Origin of the sequence: Burkholderia sp. AU32262, assembly GCF_020419985.1 — a bacterium.
GTDB classification, from domain to species: domain Bacteria; phylum Pseudomonadota; class Gammaproteobacteria; order Burkholderiales; family Burkholderiaceae; genus Burkholderia; species Burkholderia semiarida.
In genome coordinates, this window is the sequence record NZ_JAIZRS010000016.1 from 126100 (window position 1) to 144760 (window position 18661).

General features: G+C 66.6%; 15 protein-coding genes. 5 read left to right on the forward strand and 10 right to left on the reverse strand.

What is annotated here, in order from left to right:
• Window positions 1-20: 20 nt before the first annotated feature.
• The 6 genes from selB to fdnG form a co-directional block, all read right to left on the reverse strand.
• Window positions 21-1946, reverse strand: coding sequence for a selenocysteine-specific translation elongation factor (selB, locus tag LGN10_RS20430; protein ID WP_226224848.1), 1926 nt, complete (start codon window positions 1944-1946; stop codon window positions 21-23).
• Window positions 1943-3382 carry an L-seryl-tRNA(Sec) selenium transferase gene (gene selA, locus LGN10_RS20435; protein WP_226224850.1) on the reverse strand — a complete coding sequence of 480 codons (1440 nt, stop codon included), beginning with the start codon at window positions 3380-3382 and terminating at the stop codon, window positions 1943-1945. Before selA ends, selB begins: the two co-directional genes overlap by 4 nt.
• A gap of 74 nt (window positions 3383-3456) precedes the next feature.
• The gene (gene fdhE, locus LGN10_RS20440; protein ID WP_179231769.1) at window positions 3457-4392 is read right to left on the reverse strand and encodes a formate dehydrogenase accessory protein FdhE; all 936 of its coding nucleotides are present in this window, start codon (window positions 4390-4392) and stop codon (window positions 3457-3459) included.
• A gap of 107 nt (window positions 4393-4499) precedes the next feature.
• The gene (locus LGN10_RS20445) at window positions 4500-5126 is read right to left on the reverse strand and encodes a formate dehydrogenase subunit gamma (RefSeq protein WP_006488816.1); all 627 of its coding nucleotides are present in this window, start codon (window positions 5124-5126) and stop codon (window positions 4500-4502) included.
• Entirely contained in the window at window positions 5123-6037 is a 915-nt protein-coding gene (gene fdxH, locus LGN10_RS20450; protein ID WP_059639188.1) for a formate dehydrogenase subunit beta, read from the reverse strand. Before fdxH ends, LGN10_RS20445 begins: the two co-directional genes overlap by 4 nt.
• 10 nt (window positions 6038-6047) lie before the next feature.
• Complete coding sequence (fdnG, locus tag LGN10_RS20455) at window positions 6048-9119, reverse strand: formate dehydrogenase-N subunit alpha (protein ID WP_148093013.1); 3072 nt, start codon at window positions 9117-9119, stop codon at window positions 6048-6050.
• Window positions 9120-9262: 143 nt separating this feature from the next.
• On the opposite strand from fdnG, the gene LGN10_RS20460 reads away from it, so the two are divergent.
• From LGN10_RS20460 to LGN10_RS20470, 3 genes are all read left to right on the forward strand, one after another.
• Window positions 9263-10207 carry a YihY/virulence factor BrkB family protein gene (locus LGN10_RS20460; RefSeq protein WP_124859375.1) on the forward strand — a complete coding sequence of 315 codons (945 nt, stop codon included), beginning with the start codon at window positions 9263-9265 and terminating at the stop codon, window positions 10205-10207.
• Between the two features lie 416 nt (window positions 10208-10623).
• Window positions 10624-11781, forward strand: a complete 1158-nt coding sequence (locus LGN10_RS20465) for a porin (protein ID WP_059582711.1) — start codon at window positions 10624-10626, stop codon at window positions 11779-11781.
• 392 nt (window positions 11782-12173) lie between these two features.
• Entirely contained in the window at window positions 12174-12647 is a 474-nt protein-coding gene (locus LGN10_RS20470) for a VOC family protein (protein WP_059582714.1), read from the forward strand.
• A gap of 97 nt (window positions 12648-12744) precedes the next feature.
• On the opposite strand, the gene LGN10_RS20475 is transcribed toward LGN10_RS20470, so the two are convergent.
• Both LGN10_RS20475 and LGN10_RS20480 read right to left on the reverse strand, forming a co-directional pair.
• The gene (locus LGN10_RS20475) at window positions 12745-13587 is read right to left on the reverse strand and encodes an AadA family aminoglycoside 3''-O-nucleotidyltransferase (protein WP_226224852.1); all 843 of its coding nucleotides are present in this window, start codon (window positions 13585-13587) and stop codon (window positions 12745-12747) included.
• A 166-nt stretch (window positions 13588-13753) separates the two neighbouring features.
• Window positions 13754-14203, reverse strand: a complete 450-nt coding sequence (locus LGN10_RS20480) for an HU family DNA-binding protein (RefSeq protein ID WP_059582715.1) — start codon at window positions 14201-14203, stop codon at window positions 13754-13756.
• A 266-nt stretch (window positions 14204-14469) separates the two neighbouring features.
• Here LGN10_RS20480 and LGN10_RS20485 point away from each other — a divergent pair, with 266 nt between their 5' ends.
• Window positions 14470-15588, forward strand: a complete 1119-nt coding sequence (locus LGN10_RS20485) for an acyltransferase family protein (protein WP_089465490.1) — start codon at window positions 14470-14472, stop codon at window positions 15586-15588.
• A gap of 370 nt (window positions 15589-15958) precedes the next feature.
• Here LGN10_RS20485 and galU read toward each other — a convergent pair whose 3' ends face one another.
• Window positions 15959-16846 (reverse strand): UTP--glucose-1-phosphate uridylyltransferase GalU, encoded by an 888-nt coding sequence (gene galU, locus LGN10_RS20490; RefSeq protein WP_006482949.1) that lies wholly within the window; start codon window positions 16844-16846, stop codon window positions 15959-15961.
• Between the two features lie 231 nt (window positions 16847-17077).
• Entirely contained in the window at window positions 17078-17221 is a 144-nt protein-coding gene (locus LGN10_RS20495) for a hypothetical protein (RefSeq protein WP_006479318.1), read from the reverse strand.
• A 217-nt stretch (window positions 17222-17438) separates the two neighbouring features.
• Here LGN10_RS20495 and LGN10_RS20500 point away from each other — a divergent pair, with 217 nt between their 5' ends.
• Window positions 17439-18614 carry an acyltransferase family protein gene (locus LGN10_RS20500; RefSeq protein ID WP_226224854.1) on the forward strand — a complete coding sequence of 392 codons (1176 nt, stop codon included), beginning with the start codon at window positions 17439-17441 and terminating at the stop codon, window positions 18612-18614.
• The last annotated feature ends 47 nt before the right edge of the window (window positions 18615-18661 follow it).

Genomic DNA, 18661 nt, shown 5'->3' on the forward strand with positions numbered 1-18661 from the left:
AACCGAAGAACAACGAGCGCCTACGCCTGTATACCCACCCAACCGCTGTCAGGCCGCAGGTAGTGAAGATCGCGGTGGAAGCGAGTATACCCAACCCGGTCGAAGAACTCGAGAATCTGGATCGCGCGCTTGCGACCGAGCCCCGTCGCGTCGCGAAACGTCGCCGCATCGAGCCCGCCGCCGCGCGACGGTGCGAGATGCGCGACCAGCGCCGCCAGCTCGCGCGCGACGTCCGCGTGATAGAACAGGTCCCGCACGACCTGATGCACGTCGCCGCGCCGCGCGAGCTTGCGCAGCAGCGTGCGCACCGCGTCCTCGGCCGCGCCAGTATCGCGGGCCAGGTCACGCACCCACGGCGGATCGAAGCGCCCCGCGTGAATCAGCGGCAGCAGTTGCCGCGCGAGCGCTTCCTCGCGCGGCTCGAGGCTTACCGAATGCGACGGCAGATGGAGCCACGGCCCGCTGCGCGCGACTTCGCCGCCCGCCACCAGCGCATCGACGAGCGCGCGCCACAGCACATCGCCGGCGAGCGGCGCAGCCATCCGCCGCAGCCGTGCGGCGTCGAGCCCCTGCTCGTCGGGCATGCGCTCGTGATACACGCGCAGCGTATCGACCGCCCGCGTCTGCAACGCACGCCAGTGCGCATGGGAAATCACCGCGCCTTCGTTCGACGCGGCATCGCGTTGCCCGATCGCCAGCGCGTCGTCCGGCAACGCCAGCGCATTCGGCGCAAAGCCCGTCAGATGCGTGAGCATCGCGCGCGCAATGCCGAGCGGCGCCTGCGCGAGCAGTGCGTCGAGGCGCCCTTCGTCGAGCCACGCCGCGAGCGCATCGAGCCACGCGCGGCGCGCGGGCGTGCGGCGCTTGCGTGCCGGCCCGAACGGATCGAGCACCCGGCCGCCGCCGACGGTGCGCGTCGCCTGCGGATTGCGAACGATGAAGCGGTCGCCCGGCAGCGCGAACACCGGCTCGTCGAATACCAGTTGCACGCGCATCCGCTGGCCCGCCGCGAGCGTGTCGCCGTCGAGCAGCGCGACATGAGCCACGCGATGCAGCGTACCGAGATGCACGTGCAGCGGCGCCCAGTGGGTCAGCGTCAACCCCGCGTCCGCAAGCAACGTCAGCTCGACGTCCAGGCGCGGCGACGTCGAGACGAGCCGCGCATCGGCGACGGTGTCGCCTCGCTCGACGTCGGCCTTGTCGACGCCGGCCAGATTCAGCGCGCAACGCTCGCCCGCGCGGCCAGCCTCGACCGGCCGGTTCTGCGCATGGATGCTGCGCACGCGGGCCGCGCCGCCCGTGCGCACGATCGCGAGCGTGTCACCCGTCGCGACGCGGCCCGCGAACGCGGTACCCGTCACGACGGTACCCTGCCCGGCGAGCGTAAATACGCGATCGACCGCGAGCCGGAACAGGCCGTCGTCGCGACGCGCGCGCCACGCAATCGCCGCGTCGGCCAGGTGCTGCTTCAACGCGGCGACGCCCGGATCGTCGGCAACGGTCGCACGCGTTTCGAAAATCGGCACGCCGGCCAATGTCGAATCGTGCAGCCACGCGGCGATCTCGTCGCGCACCTCGACGACGCGCGCGGCATCGACGCGATCGCATTTCGTCAGCGCGACGGCGCCATGCGTGACGCCGAGCAGTTGCAGGATCGCGAGATGCTCGCGCGTCTGCGGCATCACACCGTCGTCGGCGGCAATCACGATGAGCGCGAAGTCGATGCCGCACGCGCCGGCCGCCATCGTATGAATCAGCTTCTCGTGGCCCGGCACGTCGATCAGGCCGAGCACGTCGCCGTTGTCGAGCGGCGTATACGCGTAACCGAGTTCGATCGAGATGCCGCGCGCCTTCTCTTCCTTCAGCCGATCGGTGTCGACGCCCGTCAGCGCACACACGAGCGTGGTCTTGCCGTGGTCGATGTGTCCCGCGGTCCCGACGATCATGCAGCGGGCCCCGCGAGCGGCGCGCATTGCGCGACGAACGCCGCTTCGTCGGCCGCTTCGAGGCAGCGCAGGTCGAGCCGTAGCGCGTTGTCGGCGATGCGGCCGATCACCGGGCGCGGCCATTCGCGCAGCCGTTTCTCGAGCTGCGCGAGCGCGCGACCGCTGCGCTTGCCGTCCGACGAGCGCACCACGAGGCCGGCGCTCGGCAACTGGTCGACCGGCAGCGCGCCGCTGCCGATCTGGCTGAACATCGGTTCGACCGTCACGTCGAAACCGCTGCCGAACGCAGCCTGCAGCGCCGGCCGCACGCGCTCGGCCGCCTCGGCGATCTCGCGCTGCGGGCGCGTCAGCAGGCGCAGCGTCGTGAGCCGATCGCGCAGGAATTCGGGCGACTGGTACAGGCGCAGCACCGGTTCGAGCGCCGCGAGCGTCAGCTTGCCCACGCGTAGCGCGCGTTTGAGCGGATGCTTCTTGATCTTCGCGATGAGCGCGCGATCGCCGACGATCAGGCCCGCCTGCGGCCCGCCGAGCAGCTTGTCGCCGCTGAACGTGACAACGTTTGCACCGGCGGCCACGGTTTCCTGCACGGTCATCTCGTGCGGCAGCCCCCATTGCGTCAGATCGGCCAGCGTGCCGCTGCCGAGATCGACGGCGACCGGCACGCCGCGCTCGCGCGCGAGCGGTGCGAGTTCGGCGAGCGTCGCCTCCTTCGTGAAGCCGCTGATCGCGTAGTTGCTGCAGTGCACCTTCATCAGCAGCGCGGTACGCGGGCCGATCGCGTCCGCGTAGTCGCGCAGATGCGTGCGGTTGGTCGTGCCGACCTCGCGCAGCTTCGCGCCGGCACGGCTCATGATGTCGGGAATGCGGAACGCCCCGCCGATCTCGACCAGCTCGCCGCGCGACACGACCACTTCCCGCTTCGTCGCGAGCGCCGACAGCGTCAGCAGCACGGCCGCCGCATTGTTGTTGACGACGGTCGCGGCTTCCGCGCCCGTCAGTTCGCACAGCAAAGTGTCGATCAGGTCGTCACGATCGCCGCGGCGGCCGGTGGCGAGATCGAATTCGAGGTTGACGGGCCGCGTGAGCGCGTCGACCACCGCACGTACCGCGTCATCGGGCAGCAGCGCGCGCCCGAGGTTCGTGTGCAGCACGGTGCCGGTCAGGTTGAACACGGTGCGCACGGCGCCTGCGTTCTGCGCGGCCAACGTGCGCGCGACGGCAGCGGCGATGCGCGGCTCGTCGAGCGGCTCGGCCGCCGCGGGATCGTGCTGGGCGGCCGTGCGCCAGCGTTCCAGTTCGGCGCGCACGGCATTCAGCACGCGCGTGCGGCCATAGTCGGCGACGAGCGGCTGCAGCGGCGCCGACGACAGCACGCGCTCGACCGACGGCACACGTGCCAGCACGGCATTCAATTCATTCACACCCGGTTCGGTCACGTCGTTGTCGCTCCAGTCTCATGCTTCGCAGTCGGCCGGGGCCGACGCTCGCGCACCGCCCCGGCCCCGTGCCGTCAATCCGCTTCCCGCGACACGTCGGGCCACAGCAGCGGGTTCGGCGAACTGCGCTGGTAGCCGGCTTCGTTCATCAGCAGGTCGAGCGTGAGACTCGCGAGATCGTCCGCCAGCGGCTCGAACTCGTAGTCCTTCTCCTGATAGCCGATCTTGCGATAGGTCTTGCATTCGTCGCACGATTCGGCCTTGATGGCTTCGCTGCCGCCTTCGATCCCGTGATACGCGATGCCCTTCGTCGAATCGCAGTGCGAGCATTTGGTGCGCACCATGTGCCACTCGGTCGTGCACAGCCCGCACTGCAGGAAGCGGTAGCCCTGATACTGGCCGCCCACCCGCACGACGCTCGCGACCGGATGGGTGCCGCACACCGGGCACAGCCCCGGCTGGTCGAGATACGGCACGTCGGCCGGCGTCACGCGGCTCGCGAGGTCCGTCCACGCGACCTGCAGCGCGGCCATCAGGAACGGCGCGGTGGCCGGGTCGACCTCGGCGAAGCGCAGCGCGAGGATCGCATCGGCCTGCGCGTCGAGCTCGGCAGGCGCCATCAGGCGCAGCCGGTCGAGCAGCTTCGCGAGCGGCGGATTGACGAGCCCGGCGCCTTCGACGCGATCGAGCAGTTCATACAGCACGGCGCGCCAGCGCGCATCGCGCTCGCCGTCGAGCGCCGGCACGAGCGGCATCGAATGTTCCTGCGCGCGCGCGATCGCTTCCTTCGACGGCAGCGGCAGCGCCAGCGTCTGCAGCGTCGCGTGCTGCGCGTCGGCGACGGTGGCCATCAGCCGCAGGTAGCCGCTGATCGGGTTCAGGTCGGCAAGCTTGCGCAGCCGCGCGGCGCGCGCCGCGAATGCGGTCGCGCGCTCCGGCAGGCGAAAGCGCGGAATGGCCGAATGATCGAGCGCCGAGATCTCGGTCGGTTCGAGAATGCGTTGTGTCACGACAATATCTTCCAAAAAAACAAGCGCCGACAGGTCGGCGCTTCGGGCGGTTCCGACGGCTGACGGGGCGGCCCGCCGCAATCGGCGTGCCGCCCCGCTCCGCTGCGCTACTTCACGCTTTCACGGAACCACTTCGGGTGATGCTTGCGGGCCCAGCCCAGCGTGACGGTGCCGCGCACCATCGCGCCGATCGAACCCTTCACCCACAACGCCGCGTAAATGTGCACGATGATGCTCGCGATCAGCACGAAGGCCGCCACGGCATGCACGACAGCGGCCGCGCGGATCACCCCGATCGGGAAGTAGAACGAGAAATAGCGCCGCCAGATCACGATTCCCGACAGCAGGAGCAGCAGCAGGCACGCCACCAGCGTGAAGAATAGCAGCTTCTGCCCGGCGTTATAGCGCCCGACCGGCGGCAGCTTGTCTTCCTGGTTGGTCAGCACGTCGCCGATCTGCTTCAGCCACTGCCGGTCGTCCGCGTCGAGCGCATTGTGGTGCCAGAAGCGCACCACGAGAATCGCGAACGACACGAACATCACAAGGCCGACGAACGGATGCAGGATCCGCGTCCACTGGCCGCCGCCGAACAGCGCGGTCAGCCAGAACATCGACGGATGGAACAGCGCGAGCCCGGACAGCGCGAGCAGCACGAACGTGATCGCGGTGATCCAGTGGTTCGTGCGCTCGTTCGGCGTGTAGCGGACGATCAGGTTGGGGTCGTCGTGGCTCATTTCGCGTCCTCCTTGATGCGTCGCGCCTCGTCCCGGGCGGCGGCTTCTTCGTCGTCGGTGACCTCGTTCGGACCGACCCGCGTGTAGTGGAAGAACCCGGCCAGCGCGGTCAGCGCGAGGCCCGCGACCGCGAGCGGTTTCGCGATCCCCTTCCACAGCTTCACCATCGGGCTGATCGACGGATTGTCGGGCAGCCCGTGGTACAGCGACGGTTTATCGGCGTGATGCAGCACGTACATCACGTGCGTGCCGCCGACGCCCTGCGGGTCGTACAGCCCCGCATGCTCGAAGCCGCGCTCCTTCAGGTCCTCGATCCGCTCGGCCGCGTGCTGCTTCATGTCCTCCTTGGTGCCGAACACGATCGCGCCCGTCGGGCAGGTCTTCACGCAGGCCGGTTCCTGGCCGACCGCGACGCGGTCGGAACAGAGCGTGCACTTGTATGCGCGATGATCCTTCTTCGAGATCCGCGGCACGTTGAACGGGCAGCCGGTCACGCAGTAGCCGCAACCGATGCAGTTCTCCTCGTGGAAATCGACGATCCCGTTGTTGTACTGCACGATCGCACCCGGCGACGGACACGCCTTCAGGCAGCCCGGATCCTCGCAGTGCATGCAGCCGTCCTTGCGGATCAGCCACTCGAGGTCGCCCGCCGGGTTCTCGTATTCGGAGAACCGCATGACCGTCCACGAATGCTCGCTCAGGTCGGCCGGGTTGTCGTACACGCCGACGTTGGTGCCGACTTCGTCGCGCAGGTCGTTCCACTCCATGCATGCCGTCTGACATGCCTTGCAGCCGATGCACTTCGATACGTCGATCAGCTTCGCGACGCTGCCGGTCACCGGTTCGCGCACCGTGGGCGGCGGCGTCGTGGTGGCCGAGACGCGCTTGATATCCAGCGATTGCAATGCCATCTCTTTCCCCTTACGCCTTTTCGACCTTCACCAGGAACGACTTGAATTCCGGTGTATAGGAGTTGCCGTCGCCCACGGACGGAGTCAGGGTATTGGCGAGATAGCCGGGCTTCGTCAGACCCTTGAAGCCCCAGTGCAACGGGACGCCGACCGTCTGGACCTTCTTGCCGTCGACCGTCAGCGGCTTGATCCGCTTCGTGACGAGGGCGACCGCGACGATGTAGCCGCGCTTGGACGACACCTTCACGCGCTCGCCATGCGCGACGCCGACCTCCTTCGCGAGGTCTTCGCCGATCTCGACGAATTGCTCGGGCTGGATGATCGAATTCAGCCGCGCATGCTTGGTCCAGTAGTGGAAATGCTCGGTCAGCCGGTAGGTCGTCGCCACGTGCGGGAAGTCCGCCACCTTGCCGAACGACGCACGGTCGTCCGGGAACACGCGGGCGGCCGGGTTGTTCAGCGCCAGCGGGTTGTTCGGGTGCAGCGGGTTCGCGCCGAGCGGCGTCTCGAACGGCTCGTAGTGCTCGGGGAACGGACCTTCGTTCATCCCCGCGCGGGCGAAGAAGCGCGCGACGCCCTCCGGGTTCATGATGAACGGCCCCATCCCGTTCTCGGGCGGTTCGTCCGCCTTGAAGTCCGGAACGTCGGCGCCCTTCCACGCGCTGCCGTTCCAGCCGATCAGCTTGCGGGTCGGGTCGAACGGCTTGCCGGCGACGTCGCACGATGCGCGGTTGTACAGGATCCGCCGGTTCGCCGGCCACGCCCACGCCCAGTTCAGCGTCTGGCCGATGCCGGTCGGGTCGGCGTTGTCGCGCCGCGCCATCTGGTTGCCGGCCTGCGTCCACGCACCGCAGAAGATCCAGCAGCCGCTCGCGGTCGTGCCGTCGTCCTTGAGTTGCGCGAACGCGGCGAGCTGCTCGCCCTTCTTCACGAGCGTCTTCGCCGGATCCTTCGGATCGGGCAGATCGGCGAGCGCTTTCCCGTTGAACTCCATCGCCAGCTCTTCGGGCGTCGGGCTTTCCGGGTTCGCGTACGGCCAGGTCAGGTTCACGATCGGGTCCGGGTACTTGCCGCCGTCCTTCTGGTACATCTTGCGCAAGCGCAGGAACAGCCCCGACATGATCTCGAGGTCGCTCCTTGCCTCGCCGGGCGGCTCCGCGCCCTTCCAGTGCCACTGCAGCACGCGGCTCGAACTGACGAGCGAGCCGTTTTCCTCCGCGAAGCAGGTGGTCGGCAGGCGGAACACCTCGGTCTGGATCTTCGACGCATCGACGTCGTTGTAATCGCCGTGATGCTTCCAGAACTCGGACGTCTCGGTCGCGAGCGGATCCATGATCACGAGCCACTTCAGCTTCGCGAGGCCGGCCGCCGTCTTCACCTTCGACGGCGCCGCCGCGAGCGGGTTGAAGCCCTGGCAGATGTAGCCGTTCATCTTGCCGGCATTCATCAGCTCGATCGCCTGCAGCAGGTCGTACTGCTTGTCCAGCTTCGGCAGGTAGTCGTACGCCCAGTTGTTTTCGGCGGTGGCCGCGTCGCCCCACCACGACTTCATGAAGCTGACGTGGAACGCCTTGTAGTTCTTCCAGTAGCTCAACTGGTTGGGCCGCAGCGGCTGCTGCACGCGCTTCTTGATGTACGCGTCGAAATCCTGCTCGGCCTGCATCGGCAGCGTCATGTAGCCGGGCAGCAGGTTCGACATCAGCCCGAGGTCGGTCAGCCCCTGGATGTTCGAGTGGCCGCGCAGCGCGTTCATCCCGCCGCCGGCGATGCCGATGTTGCCGAGCAGCAGCTGCACCATCGCGCCGGTGCGGATGATCTGCGCGCCGATCGAGTGGTGGGTCCAGCCGAGCGCGTACAGCACCGTGCCGGCGCGGCCGGGCACGGCCGTGGTCGCGAGCATCTCGCACACCTTCAGGAACTTGTCCTTGGGCGTGCCGCAGACCTGCTGGACCATGTCCGCCGTATAGCGCGCGTAGTGCTGCTTCAGCAAGTTGTATACACAGCGCGGATGCTGCAGCGTCGGATCGACCTTCGCGAAGCCGTCGTCGCCGCGCTCGTAGTCCCAGCTCGATTTGTCCGGGTACGCGTGTTTCTCCGCGTCGTAGCCGGAATAGATGCCGTCGTTGAACGCGAAATCCTCGCGCACGATGAACGAGAAGTCCGTGTAGTTCTTCACGTACTCATGCTGGATCTTGTCGTTCGTCAGCAGATAGTTGATGACGCCGCCCAGGAAGACGATGTCGGTGCCGGTGCGGATCGGCGCGTAGTAATCGGCCACCGAGGCCGTACGCGTGAAGCGCGGGTCGACGACGATCAGCCGCGCCTTGCGGTGCGCCTTCGCCTCCGTTACCCACTTGAAACCGCACGGATGGGCCTCGGCTGCATTGCCGCCCATCACGAGAATCACGTCCGCGTTCTTGATGTCGACCCAATGGTTCGTCATCGCTCCACGGCCAAACGTCGGGGCAAGACCTGCCACCGTCGGGCCATGTCAGACACGCGCCTGATTGTCGAATGCGAGCATCCCGAGACTGCGGATGGTCTTGTGCGTCAGGTAGCCGACCTCGTTGCTGCCCGCCGACGCGGCCAGCATGCCCGTCGTGAGCCAGCGGTTGACCTTCGCGCCGTCTTCGGCCGTCTCGACGAAGTTCGCGTCGCGGTCGGCCTTCATCAGCTTCGCGATGCGGTCGAGCGCGTCGTTCCACGAGATGGGTTCCCACTTGTCCGAGCCGGGCGCGCGATACTCGGGGTGCGTCAGGCGGTTCGGGCTGTGGATGAAGTCGATCAGGCTCGCGCCCTTCGGGCACAGCGTGCCGCGATTGACGGGGTGGTCGGGATCGCCTTCGATATGGATGATGCTCGGCTGCGCGTTCTTCGCGCCGTCGCCGAGGCTGTACATCAGGATGCCGCAACCTACTGAACAGTAAGGACAGGTGTTGCGCGTTTCGACGGTGCGCGCCAGTTTGTACTGCCGGACTTCGGCCAGCGCTTCGGACGGAGAAAAGCCCATCAGGGCAAGACTCGATCCGGCGAGCGACGTGGCCGTCACCTTCAGGAACTGGCGCCGGGACATTTGTAGCATGATGGTCTCGGCGTTATTGTGGGGTGGGGTGCAACTGAAAGGGATTATAGACAGTTCAGGCAACTATGATCGAATCCTCGGATCAATACCGATTGGTCCGATTTATCTGAGATGATCCGCGTTCCGCGCGCAACCGAACCGTCATGAAACGACAGATCACTTCCGAAGCCACCCGTCTCGCCCAGCAGCAGGCCAACTGGGCCCTCACCGCGTTCAAGCGCTTCTCGTCCGACCGCTGCTCCGCGATGGCCGCGGGCATCGCGTTTTTCTCCGCGTTCTCGCTCGCGCCGACCCTCGTGATGGTGATCGCCGTGGCCGGCTGGTTCTACGGCGACGACGCCGCGCGCGGCCAGGTGTTCGAACAGGCGCACCAGCTGATCGGCGACGACGCGGCGGCCTCCATCCAGACGATCGTGCAGAACGCGCACCGCGCGGGCGAGCGCGGCGGCCTCGCCACGCTGATCTCGTTCGCCGCGCTCGCGATCGGCGCGTCGGCCACGTTCGCGTCGCTCAGCGCGGCGCTCAGCGTGATCTGGCCGGCCACCGAAAGCCGCTGGTCGAGCATGCTCGGCCTCGTGCGCGTGCGGCTGATCTCGTTCGGGCTGGTGCTCGGCGTCGCGTTCCTGCTGATCGTGTCGCTCGTGCTCGACACGGCGATCACCTTCATCGGCACCTGGCTGCTCGGCGATTCGCCGTACGTGGTCGTCACGAACTTCATCCAGTTCTTCGTCGGCATCGCGGTGCTCGCGGCCGCGTTCGCGTCGCTGATGAAGTTCCTGCCCGACGCGCGCGTCGCGTGGCGCGACGCCGCGATCGGCGGCATCGTGTCCGCGATCCTGTTCTCCGGCGGCAAGAAGCTGTTCGCGCTGTATCTCGCGCATGCGGGCACCGCCAGTGCGTTCGGCGCGGCCGGATCGTTCGCGGTCCTGCTGATGTGGCTGTACTTCTCCGCGATCGTGCTGCTGCTCGGCGCGGAGTTCGCGGCGGCACGCGGCGATGCGCATCGGCCGACCGAGGATTCGGCGCCGGCCGGGTCGGCTCAAGTTGCTCAACCTGGCCACGCCGATCATCGCCCGCGCGACGACTGATTTACCCACCGCCTGCAAACGGCCGCGCATCGATGTCGCGCGCGCCCGGCACACGCCTCGCCCCTTTGCAACCCCGTGTCCGCCGCGCATTCGTGCGGCGTCGGCGCATGCGTTGCTCGCCGACCTGCATGCACCTGCAACGGCAAACGTTTGCATGCCCTCGTTTTGTTGCTGCAACGGGCCAAAACAGGCGGTTCACGGGTGTGCGCGTCAGCGATTGAAACAATCGCGGCGCAGCAATTGTCAACTGTTTCATAAACAGGAACAGTTGCTGATGTGCTTGATATATATGGACTTTTCCGCGCTGTTACCTTTTCGAGACACTTTATTTTTGAGCTTTCTTGCGTGTATGGCACTGAGCTATTCTCCAATCCGCAACAAATAACGATGAATCACTTGCGTGGAGAAACTCAACGATGAAGAAACTTGCTCTCTCGACCCTCTCGCTCGCGCTGCTGGGCGCTGCCGGTGCTGCTCAGGCGCAATCGAGCGTGACGCTGTATGGCGTGATCGACACGTCGATCACCTATGTTCACGGTAACGATGGTCAAGGTAACAATTCGTGGTCGATGGGTAGCGGCAACCTGCAAGGCGCCCGCTTCGGCCTGAAGGGTTCGGAAGACCTCGGTGGCGGCCTGAAGGCGATCTTCCAGTTGGAAAACGGCTTCAACTCGGCAACGGGTGCATTGGGCCAAGGCCAGCGCATGTTCGGCCGCCAGGCTTTCGTCGGCCTGCAAAGCGACCAATACGGTACGCTGACGCTGGGTCGCCAGTACGACCCGCTCGTCGACCTGGTCCAGGCAGTCACGGCTGACAACTACTTCGGCAGCGTGTTCGCCACGCCGGGCGACGTCGACAACAACGACAACAGCCTGCGCGTCAGCAACGCGATCAAGTACACGTCGCCGGTCTGGGCAGGCCTCCAGGTCGAGGCGATGTACGCACTCGGCGGTGTCGCCGGCGCAACCGGCAAGGGTCAGACGTGGGCGGCGGCTGCAGCCTACAACAACGGCCCGCTCGGCCTGGCTGCAGGTTACTTCCACGCGAACAACTCGGCTCCGCTGAGCCCCGCTGGCGTGCGCACCGGCTGGGCCGGCACGTCGGACGCGATCTTCGACGGTTCGGGCAGCTTCATCAACAACGCATACACGTCGGCATCGTCGATCGGCATCGCGCAAGCCGCCGGCCAGTATGCATTCGGCCCGGTAACGTTCGGCCTCGGCTACAGCAACGCACAGTACAAGGCTGACGCGAACTCCGGCTTCGGCACGAACCAGAAGTACAACACGGGTCGCGCATTCGTCACGTACCAGGCATCGGCACCGCTGCTGCTCGGCCTCGGCTACATCTACACGAAGGGTAGCGGCCAGACCGACGCCAAGTACCATCAGGTTTCGCTCGGCGCGGACTACTCGCTGTCGAAGCGTACGGACATCTACCTGGTTGGCGCATATCAGCACGCAAGCGGCCACAACGCCGACGGCAGCGAAGCGCAAGCGTCGATCGGCTCGTACGGCATCGCCGGCAAGAGCTCGCAGGAAATCGTCGCACTCGGCCTGCGTCACAAGTTCTAAAAACGAAGTATCCGGTGTGCATGGCGTCTCCGACGCCCTGTCGCCGACCTGGAAAGCCAGCCCCGGTTTCGGCCGCGGCTGGCTTTTTTTCGTCCGCCTCCGGCGAGCGAGCCGGCATTCGCTGCACGGGCTGCCGGGCAAACCGCGCCCCGATGCATGCTTGCTTGCCGGCAACGGCACCTTGCGGCTGTCAGCGGCCCGGAACACCGTTTCCGAATGGTCGGGCAGGTCGCCATTTCTCCGTACGACGGCTACCATCCGCACAGCCGGCACCGCCCGCTTCATCCGATGCGCGACTTGTTGGCCGCACGTGTCGATTTCGGCAGGCGTCGTCCGTCGTATCGATGGCGGCATCCGGTTTGCCGCGGCCCCATACAGACAGGAGACTCGTCATGACGATTCAGAAGATCACGCCATTCCTCTGGTATTCGACGCAAGCCGAAGAAGCAGCGGCCTTCTATGCCGGCATCTTTCCGGATTCGCGCGTCGTGCGCGTCACGGCCGTGCCCGGCACCGACGGCACGCGAATGGTCGAATTCGAGCTGTTCGGGCAACCGTTCTTCGCGATGAGCCACCCGCGCACGGAGACGTTCAACCACGCGATCTCGCTGCTCGTCAGTTGCGCGGACCAGGCGGAACTCGACCGCTACTGGAGCGCCCTGCTCGACAACGGCGGCACGGCCGACGGCTGCGGCTGGCTGAGGGATCGTTATGGGGTGTCGTGGCAGATCGTTCCGGAGGCGCTCATCCCGATGATGGCCGATCGCGACGCGGTCAAGGCGGGACGCGTGGCCGCCGCGATGATGCAGATGACCAAGTTCGACGACGCCGCGCTGAAGGCCGCCTTTGCGGGCACCGCGGGCTGACGAAACGCGTCGGGCCGCGCTGGCGTGACGCCGCGCCGGCTGGCCTGCACGCACCCGGCTCGACCGTTTGCGCATGCAGCCGGCTCGCACGCGTTCGCTATCCGTCGCTGGCCGGCCAGCCGGTAGCGTGCATCGTTGGCGCCGACTGCGACGCAGACAGCATCGACTCGACCGTCCGCCGCGCGTAGCCAATGAATTCGGCCAGCGGTTCGCCGGACAGGATCGCCGCGCCCGCTTCGCCATCGAGATAGGCGGCACGCGCGGCCGCCACGACCGGCCGGTGCGCGTCCGGCAAGCGCGCCAGCACCCACGCCGCGGCGACGTCCTTCGGCGCGATCCTGCCGGTCGCGGCGCTGTACCAGATGCGTGCGAGCGCGAGCACCACGTTGCACTCGTCGCCGCGCCAGTCCGGCTCGGCATTCCACTGCGCAACGGTGGCGAGCAGCGCGGCGCCGAAATCGCGCGGGGGCACCGGCTCGAACAGCACGGCTGCGGGCGGCCCGACCAGCGCGACACCGTGCTGCCGCACCTTCGTCAGCAGGATCGCCAGATCGTGATCGACGAGCGGCGCTTCGACGATGCCGGCTTCCAGGTCGCGACGCAGCCATTCGCCGAACTGCAGTTCGCGCCGCGCCGGATGACGCCACGGCACCACGTCGCCGTGCGCGACGACGGTGACCTCGAGCGGACGCATGCCGCCTGCGTGACCGGGAGGCGCCGACGCATCGAGCAGGTCGAACATCAGCGCACGCCGCACCGTTGCGTCGGGCCGCACGGCCACCGTCACCAGCAGGTCGATGTCACTGCGCGGTTTCAAGCCGCCGTCGAGCGCCGAGCCGAACAGGTGGATCGCTTCCATCGTCGCACCGAGATGCCGCTCGAGCGCGGCGCGCGCGACAGCGACCTGCCCGGCGATTTCAGACGGAACGAATTCAGTCACGATGCGCGGGCCTCACGATGCGCACGCAACAGGCGGTAGGGACTTTCACCCCCAAGTGAGTGCGCCTGCCGGGCGCACCAATAAAAATCCCCGCACGCTTTCGCGTACGGGGACCGCGGGACATCGCAACGGCTGCCGACATGCGTGCGGCAGCGTTGCTGCGGCATTACGCTGCCGCGTCCTTCAGCTTCTTCAGCGCACGTGCCTTCACGCGCACGCTGGCCGGCTTCGCCGGGAACCAGCGCTCTTGACCCGTGAACGGATCCTTGCCGAAGCGCTTCTTCTTCGCCGGCACGACTTGCGCCGTGATCTTCAGCAGACCCGGCAGCGTGAACTCGCCTGCGCCCTTCTTGTGAACCGAGCCCAGCACGACGTTCTCGAGTGCGGCGAGCACTGCCTTGACCGCCTTCACTTCGACAGCTGCGCGCTCAGCGATGTGCGTTGCGAGCGATGCCTTCGTGAACTTGTCCTTCAGCGGCGTCGGAGCAGCCGGTGCTGCCTTTGCGACAGCCTTCTTGGCCACTACTTTCTTCGCGGGCGCAGCCTTTTTGGCAGCCACTTTCTTGGTCGCCGGTGCGGCAGCCTTCTTGGCCACCTTTTTTGCGGAAGTCGCCATGTTTCTCCTACCAGGTGTGGTCGTTGGATACACGAAGCGTGCAACGCGCGCGCTTCAACGCCGGATTCTACAAGCGCCTTGACGCTTCGTGCAGTACTTTTATGCGTTTTCGCGGGGTTTCCCGCACGTTTTGTTGCGCGCGACCGACTTCATCGACGCTCGAGCGTGAAAAAACGCCTTCACGTAGGCGCTCAAATGGGGCGAACGCGAATTACGTTCGATATTTGCGCACCTATACTGGGCCCGCTCAATGCCCGGATGCCTCCATGCGCGAAGTCAGATACGTCAAAGGACTCGACGGCCTGCGAGCCCTCGCCGTCATCCTCGTTTTCCTGTCCCACAAGGGCCACGTCCTTGCCATCGACGTCGGCAAGCTTGGCGTGTGGACGTTTTTCCTCATCAGCGGATTCCTGATCGTCGGCGAACTGCATCGCAACCGCCAGGCGGTCGAGCGCGGCGCCATGACGCGCCGCCACGCGCTCGCGCTGTTCCTCGCGAAACGCGCGCTGCGGATCTTTCCCGTGTACTACCTGCTGCTCGCGGCGCTCGCGATCGCGCACGCGCTGTTCTACCAGCGCGGCGTCAATCTCGGGCTCGCATGGCACGCGGCGTTCCTGTCGAATTACTGGATCGGCGTCGTCAAGGATGGCTGGCCGGGCTCCACGTCGCACTTCTGGAGCCTCGCCGTTGAACAGCAGTTCTATCTGATCGCGCCGCTCGCGCTGCTCGCGGTGCCCGCCGCGCGCCACGTCGCGCTCAGTGTGGCGGCCGTCGCGCTGTGCGCGGTCGCGCATCTCGCGCTCTACCTGGCGGACGCATCGCCGGTGCTGATCTATGCGTTTTCCCCGTGGAATTTCGCGTTGATCGCGCTCGGCGGCGTCGGCGCGATGGCGCTCGCCGATCGCGGCGCGGCCGCCGCGCGCCGCGTACCGCCGGGCTGGCTCGGCGCGGCAGGCGTCGCCTTCTTCCTCGCGCTGCCCGCCTGCACGGCGTTGCCCGATGCGGCTGCAGGGCTCGCCGATCTCGGCCTGTCCGCGTCGCTCGGCGCGCTGATGCTGTGGATCGTCAGCGAGCCCGAGCATCCCGTCGTCGCGCTGCTCGACTGCGCGCCGCTCGCCTATCTCGGCACGATCAGCTACGGCTTCTACCTGTTCCACAACCTGATCCCGGCGCGTTTCGGCGCGCTGCCCGCGTCCTTCGCGCACGTGCCGATGCCGGACCTCGTCCGCGACGCGCTGCCGGAAATGCTGCAATTCGCGCTCGCCGTACTGCTCGCGCACCTGTCGTGGCGCTATCTCGAAAAGCGGCTGCTCGACTTCAAAAAGCCGATCGCCGCGATGCTGGCCCGGCACTTCGCCGCGCAGCCGAGCGCGTCGCCGCGCTGAGCGGCGCGCCGACGCGGTGCGCGGCCGGAACCGGATCGGAACGCGTCGATACCGGTGACGACGTCCGGCGGCATGGCAGCCGATGCGTCATCGCGCGACATCCGCGCGACGCGCGAGCGTCGCGCATACCGCGCAATCCATCCACCGATCCGGTCACGCGGCGAATGCCGCGGCACCGGTTTCACGCACGACGTCCCGCCGCGTCGGCAGACTTCGCGCGTCGCGCGCCACCACCCCGCACCCATTCCCGGCGCCGCACGCAAACGTCGCGCACCATGCTCGTGCGCCGCAAATACAAAAAAGCCCCGGCGCGCGAGCGGCCGGGGCCAACGGAACAACCACCACCTGAAACGACGGAGCGCGCGGCCGCTTAAGCGACGGCAGCCAGCGCGGGGAGGCAGGTACGCAGGTACGCCTCGAATTCGCGGCTCACTTCCGGATGCTGGAGGGCGAGCTCGACGGTTGCCTTCAGATACCCCAGCTTGCTGCCGCAGTCGAAACGCGTACCGTAGTAGCGATACGCGAGCACCTGTTCGTTCGCGAGCAGCGACTGGACGGCGTCGGTGAGCTGCAGTTCGCCGCCCGCGCCGGGCTTGAGCTTGCGCAGATGATCGAAGATCGTCGGCATGAACACGTAGCGGCCGACCACGCCGAGGTTCGACGGCGCATCCTCGGGCGCCGGCTTCTCGATGATGCCCGACAGCTTGATGATGTCCTCTTCCCATTCCCGGCCTTCGACGACGCCGTACGAGCGGCTGTCCTCGCGCGGGATCGTCTCGACCCCGATCACCGAGCTGTGATAGTGGTCGAACACGTCGACGAGCTGCTTGAGCACCGGCTGTTCGCCGTGCAGCAGGTCGTCGGCGAGGATCACCGCGAACGGCTCGCCGTGCACGAGCTTCTCCGCGCACAGCACCGCATGGCCGAGGCCGAGCGCTTCCGGCTGCCGCACGTAGAAGCAGTTGACGTGGCTCGGCTTGATGCCGCGCACGAGCTCGAGCAGCTTTTCCTTGCCGCGCGCCTCGAGTTCGGCCTCGATCTCGTACGACTTGTCGAAATGATCCTCGATCGCGCGCTTGCTGCGCCCGGTGACGAAGATCATCTCGGTGATACCGGCGTTGATCGCTTCCTCGACCGCGTACTGGATCAGCGGCTTGTCGACGACGGGCAACATTTCCTTCGGGCTCGCCTTCGTTGCCGGGAGGAACCGCGTGCCGAGACCGGCAACGGGGAACACGGCCTTGGTGACTTTCAACATGTTCGCATCCTGATAGCGTTGTCTGCGCCGCGTCGACCCGCGACCCGGCGCGATTGTGTTCCGAACGGCATATCGAGAATCGACGGCACTGCCAATTCCGCTCCGCTCATTTTCGATATGAACTGATCGCCCAATTATTCCGGAAAAAAATATAATCGTTTCAAGCCGGTCGATATTGCCGAACCGATTGCCGGAGCAGAAACAAATTACCGATTTCCCGGATACAAATTCTTACGATTCGAATTCCTCGATATAGGGCACGCCTCCCCGTTCGAGGCCCGGGCGGATCGGTTCGTTCTTCAGCGCCTCGCGGTACGCCGACAGCACGGCCATGACCAGTAGTACTGCAGCGCTCGCGATCCAATGCATGTCCATCTTGCCGCTCCTTGCATCAATCAACTGGAGCTTCAAACTATCAGAAAAAAATCGGCAAATAATTCAGGCGGCTCTCGGAACCGCTTTCAGGTATCGATAAACCCATGATGCGGAATACCGATATTTCCGGACGAGATTTTTTTATTCATTGACGGAATTCTTGCGCATTACGATTGGATGAAACTTCCCGTCCATCCGTCGCAAGGAATCGAATCGCATGCAAGCTTTCAGCGGATCGTCTCTGGCCGCGCCGCCCGTCGCCGACCACAAGGAACACGTGATCGACGCGATGCGCGGCTTCGCGGCGCTGCTCGTCGCCTATTTCCACTGCCGCCAGGTCGTCTGGGTCGGCATGCAAAGCTTCCATCACGCTTACGGTCACGCGCTGACCCCGGGCGCGATCGCCGGCTACCTGACCTTTCCGTTCGCGTGGGGCTCCGCCGGCGTACCGATCTTCTTCGTGATCAGCGGCTACTGCATCCACCGCAACGCGGCGCTCAAGCTGGCGGCGAACCCCGCGTACCGGCTCGACGCGCCGAACTTCTGGGTGCGCCGCTTCGCGCGCATCTACCCGGTGCTGCTCGCCGCGCTGCTGTTCACGCTCGCGCTCGACGCGGTCAGCCTGCAGATCGAGCCCGTCAGCCACAAGATCCGCGACGTCGGCGTCGTCGCGTTCCTCGTGAACCTGTTCTCGCTGCAGGGCGTCGCCGGCTATACGTACGGGTCGAACGGCGCGCTGTGGACGCTGTCGCTCGAAGTGCAGTTCTACGCGATCTCCCCGCTGCTGTTCGCGCTGCGCCGGCGCATCGGCATGCCGGCCGTCGTGGCCGCGGTCGCGCTCGTCAACGTCGCGTCGGCGTGGCTGCTCGAACGGCACGACCTGCAGTTCTTCACGTCCTACTGGCTGTCCTGGACGATCGGCGCGTGGATCGCCGACGTGCGCGCGCAGCAGTCGCGCGGCACGGCCGTCGTGCCGTCGCGCGCATGGTACGTCGCGGCCGCGGTGCTGCTCGCCGCCGGCTGCGGCGCGTTCCATTTCGGCCAGTACGGCGCGTTCCAGCTGTGGTCGGCCGGCTTCGCGTGCTTCCTGTACCGCGCCCTCGCCCGCCCGCCGCGCGCCACGCCGCCGCTGCGCGTGCTGAGCTGGTTCGGCGACTTCAGCTACTCGCTGTATCTCGTCCACCTGCCGCTGTTCGTCTTCCTCGGCTCGGTGCTGTTCCACTCCGAGCTGCAACTGTCGATCTGGCCGTCGTTCGCGTTCATGGCCGTCGCGATTCCGGTGGCGTACCTGTTCTACCGGATGTTCGAACGGCCGGCGATGATGTGGTCGGCCAGCTTCAAGCCGACCCGCACCGCCCGCGTCGTCGCGTCGACGCCCGAGCAGGCGGCCTGACGCCGGGCGGCCGGCCCGTCCGGCTCCGGAGCCCTCGTGCGGCCTCC

Excerpts from the sequence above, each read along its gene's own strand:
- LGN10_RS20500 (WP_226224854.1), top strand. The coding sequence starts at position 17,439 with ATGCAAGCTTTCAGCGGATCGTCTCTGGCCGCGCCGCCCGTCGCCGAC.
- LGN10_RS20470 (WP_059582714.1), top strand. The coding sequence starts at position 12,174 with ATGACGATTCAGAAGATCACGCCATTCCTCTGGTATTCGACGCAAGCC.
- LGN10_RS20465 (WP_059582711.1), top strand. The coding sequence starts at position 10,624 with ATGAAGAAACTTGCTCTCTCGACCCTCTCGCTCGCGCTGCTGGGCGCT.
- fdxH (WP_059639188.1), bottom strand. The coding sequence starts at position 6,037 with ATGGCATTGCAATCGCTGGATATCAAGCGCGTCTCGGCCACCACGACG.
- LGN10_RS20485 (WP_089465490.1), top strand. The coding sequence starts at position 14,470 with ATGCGCGAAGTCAGATACGTCAAAGGACTCGACGGCCTGCGAGCCCTC.
- LGN10_RS20460 (WP_124859375.1), top strand. The coding sequence starts at position 9,263 with ATGAAACGACAGATCACTTCCGAAGCCACCCGTCTCGCCCAGCAGCAG.
- LGN10_RS20480 (WP_059582715.1), bottom strand. The coding sequence starts at position 14,203 with ATGGCGACTTCCGCAAAAAAGGTGGCCAAGAAGGCTGCCGCACCGGCG.
- LGN10_RS20495 (WP_006479318.1), bottom strand. The coding sequence starts at position 17,221 with ATGGACATGCATTGGATCGCGAGCGCTGCAGTACTACTGGTCATGGCC.
- LGN10_RS20445 (WP_006488816.1), bottom strand. The coding sequence starts at position 5,126 with ATGAGCCACGACGACCCCAACCTGATCGTCCGCTACACGCCGAACGAG.
- selB (WP_226224848.1), bottom strand. The coding sequence starts at position 1,946 with ATGATCGTCGGGACCGCGGGACACATCGACCACGGCAAGACCACGCTC.
- galU (WP_006482949.1), bottom strand. The coding sequence starts at position 16,846 with ATGTTGAAAGTCACCAAGGCCGTGTTCCCCGTTGCCGGTCTCGGCACG.